Annotated in this window: 17 protein-coding genes and 1 pseudogene; 3 read left to right on the top strand and 15 right to left on the bottom strand. The window is 46.2% G+C overall.

From position 1 onward, the window contains the following. Positions 1–6: 6 nt before the first annotated feature. From ACHBID_RS05140 to miaA, 3 genes and pseudogenes are all read right to left on the bottom strand, one after another. The gene (locus tag ACHBID_RS05140; protein ID WP_394731802.1) at positions 7–636 is read right to left on the bottom strand and encodes a cystathionine beta-lyase; all 630 of its coding nucleotides are present in this window, start codon (positions 634–636) and stop codon (positions 7–9) included. A 204-nt stretch (positions 637–840) separates the two neighbouring features. Further along, positions 841–1,870, bottom strand: a pseudogene (gene hflX, locus ACHBID_RS05135) (GTPase HflX); the annotation flags it as partial. After that, entirely contained in the window at positions 1,863–2,747 is an 885-nt protein-coding gene (gene miaA / locus ACHBID_RS05130) for a tRNA (adenosine(37)-N6)-dimethylallyltransferase MiaA (protein ID WP_394731803.1), read from the bottom strand. The pseudogene hflX and the gene miaA, both read right to left, overlap by 8 nt. Positions 2,748–2,815: 68 nt before the next feature. Here miaA and ACHBID_RS05125 point away from each other — a divergent pair, with 68 nt between their 5' ends. Then, positions 2,816–2,986: a DUF3042 family protein gene (locus tag ACHBID_RS05125; protein ID WP_105122767.1), complete on the top strand. Its 171-nt coding sequence runs from the start codon at positions 2,816–2,818 to the stop codon at positions 2,984–2,986. An 85-nt stretch (positions 2,987–3,071) separates the two neighbouring features. On the opposite strand, the gene ACHBID_RS05120 is transcribed toward ACHBID_RS05125, so the two are convergent. Continuing rightward, entirely contained in the window at positions 3,072–4,238 is a 1,167-nt protein-coding gene (locus ACHBID_RS05120; protein WP_394731804.1) for an MFS transporter, read from the bottom strand. Positions 4,239–4,438: 200 nt separating this feature from the next. On the opposite strand from ACHBID_RS05120, the gene ACHBID_RS05115 reads away from it, so the two are divergent. Beyond that, positions 4,439–5,590 carry a cobalamin-independent methionine synthase II family protein gene (locus ACHBID_RS05115; protein WP_105122765.1) on the top strand — a complete coding sequence of 384 codons (1,152 nt, stop codon included), beginning with the start codon at positions 4,439–4,441 and terminating at the stop codon, positions 5,588–5,590. 107 nt (positions 5,591–5,697) lie between these two features. Here the strand turns inward: ACHBID_RS05115 and ACHBID_RS05110 are convergent, their stop codons facing one another. Genes ACHBID_RS05110 through folE form a run of 5 tightly spaced genes read right to left on the bottom strand, consistent with a single transcriptional unit; the run spans position 5,698 to position 9,272 of the window. Next, positions 5,698–7,008, bottom strand: a complete 1,311-nt coding sequence (locus tag ACHBID_RS05110; protein ID WP_394731805.1) for a GntP family permease — start codon at positions 7,006–7,008, stop codon at positions 5,698–5,700. 42 nt (positions 7,009–7,050) lie between these two features. Further along, entirely contained in the window at positions 7,051–7,539 is a 489-nt protein-coding gene (gene folK / locus ACHBID_RS05105; RefSeq protein WP_394731806.1) for a 2-amino-4-hydroxy-6-hydroxymethyldihydropteridine diphosphokinase, read from the bottom strand. Continuing rightward, the gene (gene folB / locus ACHBID_RS05100; RefSeq protein WP_105122762.1) at positions 7,536–7,898 is read right to left on the bottom strand and encodes a dihydroneopterin aldolase; all 363 of its coding nucleotides are present in this window, start codon (positions 7,896–7,898) and stop codon (positions 7,536–7,538) included. Before folB ends, folK begins: the two co-directional genes overlap by 4 nt. Beyond that, positions 7,891–8,703: a dihydropteroate synthase gene (gene folP / locus ACHBID_RS05095; RefSeq protein WP_105110476.1), complete on the bottom strand. Its 813-nt coding sequence runs from the start codon at positions 8,701–8,703 to the stop codon at positions 7,891–7,893. Before folP ends, folB begins: the two co-directional genes overlap by 8 nt. An 8-nt stretch (positions 8,704–8,711) precedes the next feature. Next, positions 8,712–9,272 (bottom strand): GTP cyclohydrolase I FolE, encoded by a 561-nt coding sequence (gene folE, locus ACHBID_RS05090; RefSeq protein ID WP_105110477.1) that lies wholly within the window; start codon positions 9,270–9,272, stop codon positions 8,712–8,714. Positions 9,273–9,381: 109 nt separating this feature from the next. Between folE and ACHBID_RS05085 the strand changes: the two genes are divergently transcribed. Then, entirely contained in the window at positions 9,382–9,861 is a 480-nt protein-coding gene (locus ACHBID_RS05085; protein ID WP_105110478.1) for an 8-oxo-dGTP diphosphatase, read from the top strand. 45 nt (positions 9,862–9,906) lie between these two features. Here ACHBID_RS05085 and ACHBID_RS05080 read toward each other — a convergent pair whose 3' ends face one another. The 6 genes from ACHBID_RS05080 to ACHBID_RS05055 all read right to left on the bottom strand — a co-directional run. Then, positions 9,907–11,172, bottom strand: coding sequence for a toxic anion resistance protein (locus ACHBID_RS05080; RefSeq protein ID WP_394731807.1), 1,266 nt, complete (start codon positions 11,170–11,172; stop codon positions 9,907–9,909). Between the two features lies 1 nt (position 11,173). Beyond that, positions 11,174–11,995, bottom strand: a complete 822-nt coding sequence (locus ACHBID_RS05075; RefSeq protein ID WP_394731808.1) for a hypothetical protein — start codon at positions 11,993–11,995, stop codon at positions 11,174–11,176. A gap of 92 nt (positions 11,996–12,087) precedes the next feature. After that, positions 12,088–12,744, bottom strand: a complete 657-nt coding sequence (locus ACHBID_RS05070) for a CBS domain-containing protein (RefSeq protein ID WP_172023053.1) — start codon at positions 12,742–12,744, stop codon at positions 12,088–12,090. 231 nt (positions 12,745–12,975) lie between these two features. Further along, a complete protein-coding gene (locus tag ACHBID_RS05065) occupies positions 12,976–13,344 on the bottom strand; it encodes a glyoxalase (RefSeq protein ID WP_105110482.1) in 369 nt (122 codons plus the stop codon). A gap of 70 nt (positions 13,345–13,414) precedes the next feature. Further along, entirely contained in the window at positions 13,415–13,714 is a 300-nt protein-coding gene (locus ACHBID_RS05060) for a lipopolysaccharide assembly LapA domain-containing protein (RefSeq protein WP_105110483.1), read from the bottom strand. 218 nt (positions 13,715–13,932) lie between these two features. After that, a partial coding sequence (locus ACHBID_RS05055; protein WP_394731809.1) for a hypothetical protein occupies positions 13,933–14,131 on the bottom strand: 199 nt, incomplete at its 5' end.

Here is a 14,131-nt window from a genome sequence, read left to right as displayed (position 1 = left end):
TACTTTCTAATGTTTTATATATAAAATTGCAGAGCGACCCGACCAAGCAACATACCGTTGACCGTCATACTTTTCTGCCGCTTGCAGGACTTCTTCTTGATTGAGACCACTTATTTTGACAAATTGGTCGCTAACAGACACATCCGTCAGAAGAAATTCTGTCTCTTCTGCCACCAAGATAGTCTCATCAAAATCATTGCCTTTCATCCACACCTTGCCTGCTTGCTCAAAGACTACATAGTGAGGGAAAATTTGCGCAATCTCAAACAGCAAATTCTCTGCAACCTCAACGTCCTGCTCGGCAAAGACCTGCGCCAGTCCAGTCCCATCAACATAGGCAAAACCGAAAGCCTTGCCTGATAAATTCAAGCGGACAAAGGGCTTTTCTTCCGCAAAGCTAGGTTCTTTTGGAAAAAGGCTCAGCTGCTGAGATAAAGTCAGATAGTAGTCCGTCGCCTCTTCTGCTCCTTGTTTCTGGTAGATTTCTGCAAAATAGGCATTGATAACCGAAGGCGGTGGTGTGATAAAATCCAGCTTCTGCTGGTCGGTCAAACCAGCTAATTTATTCGCCAGATAGACCTTGTCCAGACTGGTAAAGCCACCGTATTTGGTTGCCAAATCAAGATAATCCGTCATAAAATTCTTCCAACTTCCATTTATTGCTGGAAGCGATATAGCCTGATACCACTTCCACATCCTCTTCGTAGATCCGATGTTCAATCAGGGCAAGAGTTGCTAAATCATGCAATTTATAAGATTCAGCAAGTGGTACCCTGACCTCAAATCGTTCAAACATGGTCTTAATCTTAGCCAAGACCATCATCTGTATATGGCCTTTGGCATTTTCATCCTTTGCGGACAGCATGACATGAGGAAACTGACTGGGGGTAAAGCTGTCATCGGTCTTGTCCAGCTTGTTGTAGAGAGCTAGACGTGGAATGTCCAGCATATCCAGGTCTTTTAGAATGTCCAAGACCACCTGTTCCTGCTCACTGTGGTTGGGGTCAGAGGCGTCGATGACATGGAGCAAGAGATCCACGTTCATAGACTCCTCCAAGGTGGACTTGAAGGCAGAAATCAACTCAGTCGGCAGATCCTGAATGAAACCAACCGTATCAGTCAAGGTCACATTAAATTTGTCAGCCAAGTTAATTTGCTTGGTCGTGGCATCCAGTGTGGCAAAGAGTTCGTCCGCCTCGTACTGACGCTTGTCGGTCATGGCATTCATGATAGTGGACTTACCAGCATTGGTATAGCCAATCAAGCCGATTTTGAAGACGCCTGATTGCAGGCGGCGTTCACGGACAGTCGCCCGATTTTTCTCCACTGTTTTGAGTTGGCGCTCAATGTCATGAATCTGATTGCGGATGCTTCGACGGTTGAGCTCCAACTGGCTTTCACCTGGTCCACGAGAGCCGATACCACCTGCCTGACGGCTGAGCATAATCCCCTGACCAACCAAACGAGGCAACATATACTTGAGCTGGGCCAAGTGGACCTGCAGTTTTCCCTCGTGGCTTCGTGCCCGCATGGCAAAAATATCCAAAATCAACTGCATGCGGTCAATGACCTTGACACCTAAAATCTCTTCCAAATTGACATTCTGGCGGGGCGTCAGTCGGTTATTGACAATGACGGTATCAATCTCGTCAGCTTCGACCATCTGGGCAATTTCATCCAATTTCCCTGAGCCAACAAAGGTCTTGCTGTCGTATTTTTCACGTTTTTGAGTGTAGACTCCCTTGACCTGAGCGCCAGCCGTCTTAGCAAGACTTGCCAACTCCTCCATGGACATGTCAAAATTCTCTGTCTGTTGCAATTCCACTCCAACTAGGAGGGCACGTTCTTGTTCTTTCTGGGTTTCAATCATTTAAAAATTCCTCCACGGCGGTGAAAATCTGCGACTTGTAATCTGGCTCGCCTACTGAATAAAAGGGAACCTGCATCCGATTTCTGAACCAGGTCAATTGGCGTTTGGCAAAGCGGCGACTATTTTGCTTGACCTTATCAACTGCTTCTTCTAGGCTGATTTGGCCTGCTAAGTATGGGAAAAATTCCTTGTAGCCAATCCCCATGGCAGCTTGGGCTTGAGGGTGTTCTTGGTAGAGCCAGCTGACTTCATCCAACAAGCCCGCCGCCATCATCTTATCCACTCGCTGATTGATGCGGTCGTAAAGGACCTGTCTGTCATCCGTCAGGCAGATGTAAAGAGGCTCATATTCTGACTCTGTATTTTCTAAGTTTTTGCCAAATTTTTTCAACTCTAACCCACGAATCATTCTCCGTCGGCTGTTTCCCTCGACCGTCAAACCTGCCTGCTCTGCCATTGTTTCCAAATCCTCGTCAGACAAGCAGTCGAGTTCCGCCCGATAAGTAAGAACTTGCTCCTGGTCAACCTGCCCGCCCAGATGGTAGCCTTCTAACAGACTTTGGATGTAAAGTCCCGTACCACCCACAATGAGGGGCACTTTGCCACGGCTGGCTATATCCACTATCAAACCGGTCGCTTCCTGAGCAAAATCATAGGCTGAATACCCCTCCGTCACATCACGGACATCAATCAAATGATGAACTGCTGCCGCCTGCTCCTCTGGACTGGCCTTGGCTGTCCCAATATCCAGCTTGCGGTAGACCTGTTGGCTGTCTCCGCTGATAATTTCGCCCTTATAGCGCTTGGCCAGTTCAATTCCCAGCGCTGTTTTTCCCACCGCTGTCGGTCCCAAGACCACAATTACCTTAGTTTTCATCTTTTTCCTTGAAAATTTTTTGTTTTTTCGCTAAAATCTATTATAACACAAGTAAAGGAGAATTCACTATGGCTAAAGGTTTTGGCAAAGGTTTCTTGACAGGCGTTCTTTCTACCGTTGCTGTGGCAGCAGGTGCTATCTTCACCGTTCATAAAACAATTATCGAACCAGAAGAAAAGAAAGAAGCTTTCATTGAAGAAAATCGTAAAAAAGCAGCACGCCGTCGCGTGTCACGTTAAGGAAAAGTTGGATGAACGTCCAGCTTTTTTCTTTTGGCAGCAACAGAAAAACAGCCCAAAACGGACTGTTGACTTCAGCATTTTCCTACAAAATAATATCTTCCTTCTCAATCAAGACAATGGTCCACATCATGACCAGGGTCACCACTGCTAGTGCCAAAATCAGCGGTAGCCATGACCCAAATACTGGAAAACTATAGCCCAAGAGACCTGGACCAAAGGCAGCAATCAGATAGCCGCCCGTCTGCACCATACCGGATAATTGGGCAGTCGCCTGTGGGTTGCTGGTTTTCAAGGTAAAGCCCAGCATCATATAAGGGAACAATGCACCATTGGTAAAGCTCAAAATCAAATGAATGGCAGTCCAAATGGCAAGATTTACAGGCGCTAAGGCCATGAGAGCGAGACCAACTAGAGAAACAGCTGAGATGATTAACATTATCCTCCTACGCCCAACCTTGGTCTGATGAGAAAGAATAGCCGGTGTCACCATAGACATGGGAATGGCCATGAGATTGTACATGCCGGACATGAAACCAGCCTCAGCCTTGCTAAAGCCAATGGACTGAGCAATGGTTGGGAGCCAGGTAATCTCTGTATAGAAGAGCACCGACTGGAGACCACCGAAAATCAGAAAGGCAAGTGCAGCCTTATTTTTCCAAAGAGATTGACCAGATGACTTTTCCTGATTACTTTCAAAACGATGATTATGGCGGACATTTGGCAGCCAAATCAAAAGGGCCAAAAAGATTACGGCCGTGACCAGATAGATAAAAGTCTGCCATGAAGTCGCCGTAACCACAGGTACTGCCGCCATAGAGGCCGTAGTGCCAGCCACCCCCATCAGGGTCACATAAATAGTGGTATAAAGCCCGATTTTCTTAGGAAAATTGGCTGTCACAATACTTGGCAGCAGGACATTGATAAAGGCAATGGTCCCGCCCAGCAAAACAGTTCCTGCAAACAAGCCCACTAGACCGCTGGCCCGAATTCCTGAGCCAATAGTCATGATGAAGAGCACCAGCGCCATCAACTTTTCCAAGCCTAGCTTGCCAGCCAAGCGCGGTGCCAAGGATGAGCAGAGGGCAAACATAATCAGCGGAATAGAGGTCAGAACCCCCAGCGAGCTGACTTGTACCCCCAAGCCAGCTGCGATGTCCGTCAAAATGGCAGGCAGAGCTGTAAAGGGAGCCCGCATAACCACACCCAGCATAATAATGCCAGCTACCATAAATAGCGATTGTTTTTTCATATCGTGATAGTTGTCCTTTCTCTAACGTTCGGATTTCAGCAAGTATGATTATACCATACTTGACAAATGATAGAAAGTTATTCTGTTTTATTTCTGGTTATAGTTTTAAGCTATATCATTTCCCATTAAATAACTATTTTTCAAATGGGAAAATTTGCGTTAGAATACAAACATACCAAACGAAAGCGAGAAAATATAACATGACACAATCAAGATTCCTACTAGTTGGCTCCCTCCTCCGCCCTTCAGCCCTTGGAGAATACAAGCGCCAAATCGAAGCGCGTGATGACATCAAGTACCCATTTTACGATGCCTTCGACGGCTACAAGGAGACTGAAACTGAACTCATCGAGAAAATCGTTGCGGAACAAAAAGAAAATGGTCTCGACATCGTGACTGATGGCGAATTTGGTCGCTCTATGTGGCACCTGGACTTCCTCTGGGGCTTTGAGGGTATCGAGCGTTACATTGCTGATCACGGCTATCCATTTAAAGACCACGATGGCCAGCCTTATGAAACTCGAAAGGACATCGGTCTTCGCATTACCGCTCCACTTTCTTCTAAAAATCACCACTTCATCGATATTTACAAGCAAGTACAGGAATTGGCTGGGGACACGACAACCAAGCAGACTATCTATGGACCAGCTCATGCCTTCAATGAATTGATTATTTTCAACGGTCAGGTTGGACCAGATCAAGTCTACAAGACCCGTGAAGACTTGAAAGAAGGCCTCATTGCTGCCTACAAGGAATTCTTGGACCAGTATAAGGCTGCTGGTGGTCAGATTGTTCAATTTGACGACTGTCTCTGGGAACTCTTCGATCCATCAAATCCTGTTCCATTCTTTCCGCAAGATGACCCAGAAGCTTTGGCTGCTCTTGCAGATGAATTTATCGCTATCAACAATGCCGTGGCTGACTACGGTCATGAAATTGGCTTGACAGTCTGGACCCACAACTGCCGTGGTAACTATGAAAGCCGCTCTGCAGCTGGTGGTACTTACGAGGCTATAGCTGAGAAATTCTTGAAAAACCAGCGTTACAGCCGTTTCTTCCTAGAATGGGATGATGAGCGTGCCGGTGATTTGAAAGCTTTGGAAAGCTTGAAAGATTCGGATGTCGAAATTGTTCTGGGTCTGCTTTCAAGTAAGACTTCTGAACTCGACGATGAAGAGCGTGTTTACAAACTCCTCGAAGAGGCCAGCAAAATCATTCCAAAAGAACGCCTCTACCTGTCACATCAGTGCGGTTTTGCATCATGTGACTCTGGCAATGAGCTTGCTATCCCACAACAATGGGCGAAAATCAAACAAGGTCAAGACATTGCAGCCAAATTCTGGGCTGAATAAAGAAGTAAATCAAGGAGCCATCAGCATTGCTGGTGGTTTTCTCATGTTCAAAATCGCCTGATGCACAAAAAGACCCTGAAACTCAAGCTACAGGGTTGTTTGTCTATCTAATAAAGTAATTGTGCCAAAATCAAAACCGCAATCAGGGCCAGCAGATGACCGATATTGACAACGATAAAGGAATGCTTCAAGCCCCGCTTCATGCTCAATTTGGCCAGATTATGGAAGGTAAGCATAACTCCCGATTGGGGAACAGCTGTCAGCACCGCCGAGGCAATAACCGTCACCCTGTGCAAGACCTGGGGATCGATACCCGAATCAAGGTAGGCAGGCAAGAAATTGCTGGCAGCAATCCCTACCGCACCAGACGAAGAGCCAATGATACCACCGATTAGGGCAGTCGACACCGAAAGACTAATCAGGGGCGAACCAGAAATCTGTCCAATCCAGTCTTGGATAAGCAAGAAGCCTGAGGACATGGCCAAGACCGTTCCGAAAGCCACTGTGCTAGAAGTCGCAAATGCAGGTAGAACAGATGCCGTTGTCCCTTCATTTAAGAGAGTTTGCTGATTGACCAGATTCTTACGGAAGAGAAGACCTGACACCAGTATGGCTACCGTTAGCCCCACAACCAAGATATAAGGAGTTTTCTGAAAGATGTAAATAGTTGCAACCAAGCTCAACATGGGCAGGCTTGCCAAAACTAGATTAGGAAGAATTGCGTTATCTGTAGACACAATTTCCTCATCACGCTCAGTATACCCCTCATTTCTCGCCATACTTTTCTTCAAGGCAAACCACATATAGGTCAAACCAAAAACGACTAAAATTAAGCTTGAAACCAGGCTCAAGAGCGGTGCGGCGGTCAAAGTCGTCCCCAAAACCTTGGTTGGAACCGCATTATGAATGGACGGCGTCCCTGGCAAACTGGACATGGTCAGGGTGCTGACACCTAAAAAAACTGGAATTGGAAATAGTTCCCAATTGATATTCAGCTCCTTAAAGAGCGGTCTCGACAAGGGCAAGAGGGTGAAAATAACCACAAAAAGGCTGACACCCCCATAGGTCAACAAGGAGGCAATCAGGGCAATAGCCAGCAATACCTTATAAGGACTTTCCTTACCAACCACTCGCAAAATACTGTTGGCAATGGTCTGGGTCGCACCACTTGCTTCCATATACTTGGCCAATATGGAGCCCAGCATAAAAATCGCAAAGTTATTGATTAAAAAACCAGCCAGGCCAGTCATATAAGACTGCTCCTTGCCCAACATGGTCTCTAAAATAGGCATTTGATTGGTCAAAGCCACGATCAAGCTCGCCAAGGGGGCCGCAACCATCACGTTTAGATTCTTTGTGGTCCAATAAATAATGGTCACAATCGCCAAAAATACCCCTACTACTCCTAAAATTGTCATAGTTCTCCTTTAATGAAAAGAGGGATTGCTCCCTCTGAATTTTTACATATACTGCCGAATGTCCTCTTTCCCTTGAACCTTTGCCAGCAGCTGGACCACTGTCTGCCCTAGAATTGGATGGACATAATCAGACGCAATATCAGCCAGAGGCTGTAGGACAAAGGCCCGCTCATGGGCATAGGGATGGGGCACCGTCAGCCGTTCGGACTGGATGATTTCCTGGTCCCAGAAAATAATATCCAGGTCAATGGTCCTCTGTCCCCATTTTTCAATACGCACACGGTCCAAGTCCAGTTCGATTTTTTGACAGATTTCCAAAAATGCCAGAGGCTCCAAATCCGTAAAGACCCGACAGGCTAGATTGAGAAAGTCAGCCTGGTCCGTCTTGCCCCAAGCTGGTGTCTCATAAAGAGCCGATACGGCTCCCAGCTGACAGGCAGGATGATTATCCAAACTCTCTAAGGCAGCCTGCAAATAGGCCCCACGGTCCCCCATATTGCCACCAATGCTCAGATAAGCTGTGTGTTTCATGGGCGTTCACGCTCCAACTCAATACCAACTGAATCATAGTGGCCAGCGATAGGCGGATTTTCCTTGTGGATGGCCAGCCTGATCTTCTCTACTTTGGGAAATTGGTCAAAAATCTCCTGACAAATCAGCCCTGCAACTTTTTCAATCAGAATATAGGGTTTACCTTCGACCACTTTTTTCATAGCCTCGAAAACAAGGCCATAATGAACTGTATCTTCCAAATTATCCGACAAAGAGGCAGCGGTTAAATCCAGAAACAAATCGCAGTCCACCGTAAAAATTTGCCCCAGGGTCTGCTCTTCCTTGAAGGCGCCGTGGTAGCCGTAAAATTTGCATTGTTTGAGTGAAATCTTATCCATTCTTGCTCCCATTCACTAATTGGTCCCAGACAGTAACCAGATCTCGATTGGCTTGGACATTGTGGACTCGGACCATTTTACAGCCCTTGGAAATAGCCCAAGCAGACAGGGCTGCCGTTGCCTGATCCCGGTCAGCTGCCAAGGTATTGCCACCCAAAAGATGGTCAACCACCCGCTTACGGGAAATCCCAAAAAGAACTGGATAACCAATCCCAGTAATCTGCTCCAAACCTTGGAGAAGATCCAGATTGTGCTGGGCATTTTTGGCAAATCCAAACCCAGGATCCAGCCAAATCTTGTCAGCCGAAATACCAGCTGCTAGGGCTGCCTGAGCCCGCTCCGCTAGAAAATCTCGCACTTCTTGCACAATATCCTCGTAGACTTCCTCTGTTTGATTGTGCATGAGGATAATGGGGACCTGATACTCCGCTGCCAGGGCCAGCATTTCTCCGTCATAGAGACCTGCCCAGACATCATTGAGAATGTCTGCACCAGCCTCCAGAGCCGCACGCGCTGTCCCAGTCTTATAGGTGTCGATAGAAACCAGGCAGTCAAAATGCTCCTTTATAGCACGAATAATCGGTACCACACGGGCTATTTCCTCCTCTTGGGAAACAAATTCCGCCCCCAGTCGGGTAGACTCGCCACCGACATCGATGACCTGGGCACCTGCTGCCAAAAGCTCTTCAGCCTGCGCTAGGGCAGCCTCTACTTCATTAAATTTTCCACCGTCAGAAAAAGAATCCGGCGTGACATTGAGAATGCCCATTATGGATACTTGCTGGTGTAAGTTGTCAATCGACATAGCTCCTCCTATCTGTGAATCATGGACAGCAATTCACGACGCAAAACAGCATCTTCCTTGTATTTTCCAAGAGCAACTGTGGTCACAGTCTTGCTGCCTGGCTTGCGAACACCACGCATACCCATACACATGTGTTCCGCCTCCACCATAACGTAGACGCCTTCTGGCTCCAAGGCGTCCTGAAGGGCATGGGCTACCTGGTGAGTCAAGCGCTCCTGCAATTGTGGACGGCGACTAGCCACTTCCACCGCACGCGCCAATTTGCTGAGGCCTGTCACACGACCCTTGCTAGGTAGATAGGCCACATGTGCCACCCCATAAAAAGGCACCAAATGATGCTCACACATGGAGTGAAAGGGAATATCCTTGACCAAGACCACTTCCTCATGCCCCTCCGAAAAGACCGCCGTAAACTGATCCTTAGGGGCTTCATTGAGACCAGAAAACATCTCCTGGTACATCTTGGCCACACGCTTAGGCGTATCCAGTAGTCCCTCACGGTTAGGGTCCTCGCCCAATAATTCCAACAATTGGTAAATGGTTTGTTCAATTTTCTCTTGCTTTGACATAATACATCCCCTTGTTTAATGTTCTTATTATACCCTAAAAAGGCTCCTAGGAAAAGTCTTACTCCCCTTTGTGATATAATAAAACAAAGAATTGTAAGGAGAGCGTCACATGACCAAGAAACCCGTCCAGTTAGCGACGATTTGCTATATTGACAATGGCAAGGAATTTTTATTACTTCACCGCAACAAGAAAGAAAATGATGTGCATCGCGGCAAGTGGATTGGCGTCGGTGGAAAATTAGAAGCCGGTGAGACCCCTCAAGCCTGCGCAGCCCGTGAAGTCTTGGAAGAGACAGGCCTTACGGCCACCAAATTGGCCCTGAAAGGCATTATTACCTTTCCTGACTTCACCCCCAATATGGATTGGTACACCTATGTCTTCAAGATTACCGAGTTTGAAGGTAACCTAATCGACTGTAACGAAGGAGATTTGGAGTGGGTTCCCTATGACCAGGTCCTATCCAAGCCCACCTGGGAAGGCGATCGGCATTTCCAAGAATGGCTCTTAGAAAACAAGCCCTTCTTCTCCGCCTGTTTCCGCTATGACGGAGATAACTTACTAGACTACTCAGTGGATTTTTATGAGTGATAAACAGCTTAAAACCTGCAGGTCAGCTGACCTGCAGGTTTTAAGTTATTCTGATACTGGTTGCTCTGCTTGAGATTGAGCCCGCTTGCCTTCATCAAGGAGGGCTGCAATAATCTTCTGGTCACGCAGTTTGACGGAATCGTTGATGGTCTCAGCTGAGTGGATAATAGCCGCCTCCAACTCACGGCGTTTCTGACGCCCTTCATCAATAGCGGCGATGATGCCGTTGTTCTGGGCTACCAGACTTTCAGCCAATTTTGTCACCGACTGAACAGCCAGAGTCGGATTTTGAGCTGTGCGTTCCATCATCGGAATGGCTTCCTTAGACGTATCTGCCAGCATCTGTAGAGCAGCATTATTGGCATTGACGATGGCATCAGCCGTCTGGCTGGACTTTATGGACTGTTGCAAAATACCTAACTGGGCGATGGATAACTTCATGGTCGGAATGGTATTGCGACGGAGCATGCCCAAACGCTGTTTCATATCGGACGATACCTTGACCAGATTCCGCATCTGCGGTGTCGTTGTCCAGGCCACATAGAGACGGCTCAGGTATTCAGAATGCTGTTGCTCCAAAATATTGGCCACTTCTGTGATCCGCGCCAGCTTTTCAGAGGCTACCTGATAGTCAACAGTGGTCGGAACCAGGCTAGCCAGTCTTTCCTGCTCTACTCTTGCTCGCTGAGCGGCCTCTTGACCTGTCGCCTCGATAAAGGCAATGACACCGACCAGATTCTCGATAGACTTGGTATTGTTTTCAATCAAGAGCTCGGCAGAAACGATATTGCGCGAGAGAACTTCTTCCTGCTTGACCACGCTGGCTGCCATAGTATCCATTTTCTTTTCGATGGTCTGAGAATCGAAGTAAAATTCCTGCATGTCGTTCTTGGTCTGCTTGAAAAGACGCTGGAAGAAACCTGGTTTCTTCTCCAATTCAGCCGTGCTTGAAATGTCCTTATACTTGGCCACAAAGCCGTTAAGTTCACGGTTGGTATTGGCCAAAAGCTCATCCACCTGCGGAATTTCAATCTTCTTCTGCTCACTCAAGATGTGGTTGACTGTTGCATTGACCTCCTCAACCGCCTCCTTGCCAAAGTCCAGGAGGGCGTTCTGGTTAGATACAAAATTATCCACCAACTGCGGTGCCTTGGCCTGGATTCCGGCCTGCTGTTCAGGTGTCAATTGGGCAAGGAAGGATACTTTCTGACTGTCACCAATGGGCGTAGCCTGGATGATTTCAGTTGTCTTGTCCTTCTGGTTCAAGCCGTTGCTGGCAATGGCATCTATATCAAAATTAAATCCTGACATCTTATTCCTCTACTTTCTTGTCACGTTTCATCATACGCAGGCTGACTTCAAAATCCTGCATATCGGCTTCGTTAAACTGGCGAATGGTATTATCCAAGTCACTATCAAAGGTCTCCATGGCAGATTTTGCCTGGGCCAAACGTTCTTCCGCATTGAAATAATCCTTGGGAGACTGCTTGATTTTCATATACCCCTGCAAAATATCCTGGAAACGCTGCATATTGGCCTCATGAATGGCCGTCAGCTCTTCCTTCTTATCCGTTGTCGCCTCTAATTTCTCTAAAATAACTAGATGATCCCGTTGGATATTGCAGTAGGTCTCAAGAATTTCCGGCGTCAGGTCCGCAATCCACTCCTGCTCCGTCAGCTCCTGCTTGGCTTGAACGAAAGGCTCTGCCTCCTTGACAGGCTCTGCTGACTTTTCAGGAAGTTTGAGCTGATACTTGAGCTGGAGGGTGTCCACAACTTCCTTACTCTTATAGGCATCTAGGTACTTACCAACCTTTTGATAGACTTGGTCCAGCTCAAAGAGTTCTGCCAGCAAGCGTCCCCGCAATTGCAGAACCGCCTTGTCCTCCCCATTTTCAGCCAAGAGCTGCTGGTGCTTGGAAAATCCCGCACTGATGGACCATACCAGATTTTCCAACCGCCGGATAGATGAACGGTTGAGCATCCGATGAACCGCAGGACGATTCTTTACATAGAGATAAACCAGTCCCAGAGGCAAAATAATATACCAAAAATTTATCAAAATCCCCAAGACAATGAACAGGGCAAGGATAGAGCCCCAACCATCATCTTTTTTATAGCGTTTTTTACCCATACGTTTTCCTCATTTTTCCATTATAATTATATCATATTCCTCCCCATCTATGAAAAATTTACCAAAGAAAAAAGCCGGGTTTCCCCAACTTTTTAGAAGGCCTTGGCCTGGGTTGCATGGATGCTGTCAATGGAAATACCAGAGGTGGCAAACAGGTTCTCCAATTCCTCTACAGCGATGCGGCCTTCGATTTGAACCTCGATGACCACATTGCCTTTTTTAGTTTGTAATTGAACGGTGCTAATGATATTGTAGCCCTTGTCAGAAATAATCTTGATAATCTTCGCAAGCTCACCAGCCTTATTTTCAACTAGGAAACGAGCCCGCACGCCCTCTTCTCCATAGCCTGAAACGTGGAGGAAGGCAGCAAAGATATCGCGGTCTGTGATGACACCGTAGAGCTGACCATTGTCCACAACCGGCAGGATGCCCACCTTGTTTTTATACATGAGGTAGACTGCATCCTCCAAGCTGGCATAGCCTGAAATTGTGATGACGTCCTTAATCATGACATCCTTGACCTTGGTCTTGTTGAGCAGGTAGTTCATCTCGTAGATAGACAGGCTGGTCGCCTTTGACGGACTAGCTTCTGCTATGGTACCTTCTGTCACCAAACCGACCAATTTATCATTTTCAATGACCGGCAAGCGGTGCAAATCCTGCTCACGCATGATGTCTGCAGCATGGGCAATCGTTGTATCTGGTGAAATGTAAACAACCTTACGGGTCATAAAATCTTTAACGGACATGGAACTTCCTCCTCGATATTTTCTACTCCTATTATAGCAAAAAACGAAAACGATTTCAATATCTTATGAAAAGAAATGAAAATCAGTGATCAACGACCACTGATTTGTTAGAAACTAGATTCACAAGTAAGGCACTTTAAGTTTTTTGATGGAATACTGACTGTATTTCGAGAAAAAACGAACGAAACTTGCCTTAGCTCAGGTGCCGAATTGTGAGTACAGGTTCTAAAATTATACACCCTTAACTGCGAAATAGATCCCGCTTGGGCAGGCAAAGTTAAAGTTAGGGAAAGGCTGTTCATTGACTGGGCTGCAGGTATCTGTCAAACCAGCGATGCGCTCCTGAAGGCCTGCAATATCGGATGTTTCAAACAAGACGCTCGGTACATTGTCCAACACCTCTGGCGATACTTGAGCGATAAATTCCTTGTCATAAACCGTAATCGTAGTCGTCGCATCCGCATGAGACTTCATATCAAAGGTCTCAAAGCCCATCATCTCCGCTTCATTTTCAATGACAAAACCTGCCGCTGACCAAAAACTTTTTTCTGCCGCCACATCATCCACATAGAGCATGAGGCCCAATTCTTTATTAAACATCTATTATCCTCTTTCTAAAACGATATTGCTAATCATAGCAAGATATGGTTCAAATTGCAAGAATGAATTCCTAACCTTCTAGCGATTTGTCGGCTGCCTGGGCCAGTCTCCCTTCTTCCAACTCAGCCTGCTCACGCGCCTGCTTTTTCAGACTCTTAATCTCGCTCTTCAAGCCCATATTTTTTGCCATTCCAAGCAAATATTGGATGACCAAGCCAAGAAATACAGAGCCGAGAATGACCAAAATCAAGGGCAGACGGAAATAACCAAAGATATAATTGACCTTGACAACCTGTTGGTTAGCCAAAGACAAGACCACAGTCAGAACGATAATAACCAGTAAGCCGATTAGGGATAGTTTTTTCTTCATATAGCACCTCTTTCATCTGTCAGTCTATCATAAAACAGGAATCGTGACAAGGAAGGGGGATTGGGAATTGTATAGGAATGTTTTCAGAAATTACTGCTTTATTTTTTTTACATATAAATAGGAAGATGAATCAAATGAAATACCTGCCTATTCTCAATTTTTTTCATTTTCCAAAGAAACTATTCCCTGAAAAATAAGGAGGAACCTATGACAAAATATCAGTAAACAATCATTGTTTTATCATCCAACATAAGCAACGCTACCTCTTGATATAAGTACATATCCTCATCATAATTTTTGCAACAAGTTTTTAGTTTGATATTTGTAAATAAGATCCAATCCCGCGTTGTAAAATGAAGTGCAACAAAAAAGACATGTTCGTCTGATATACTAGAATTCCCCAACTCAGTATAGAAA

The organism is Streptococcus sp. A25, assembly GCF_043674095.1.
Taxonomy (GTDB): Bacteria; Bacillota; Bacilli; order Lactobacillales; family Streptococcaceae; genus Streptococcus; species Streptococcus suis_V.
Note: the sequence above shows the minus strand (reverse complement) of the source record. Positions and strands in the feature narration are given on the sequence as shown.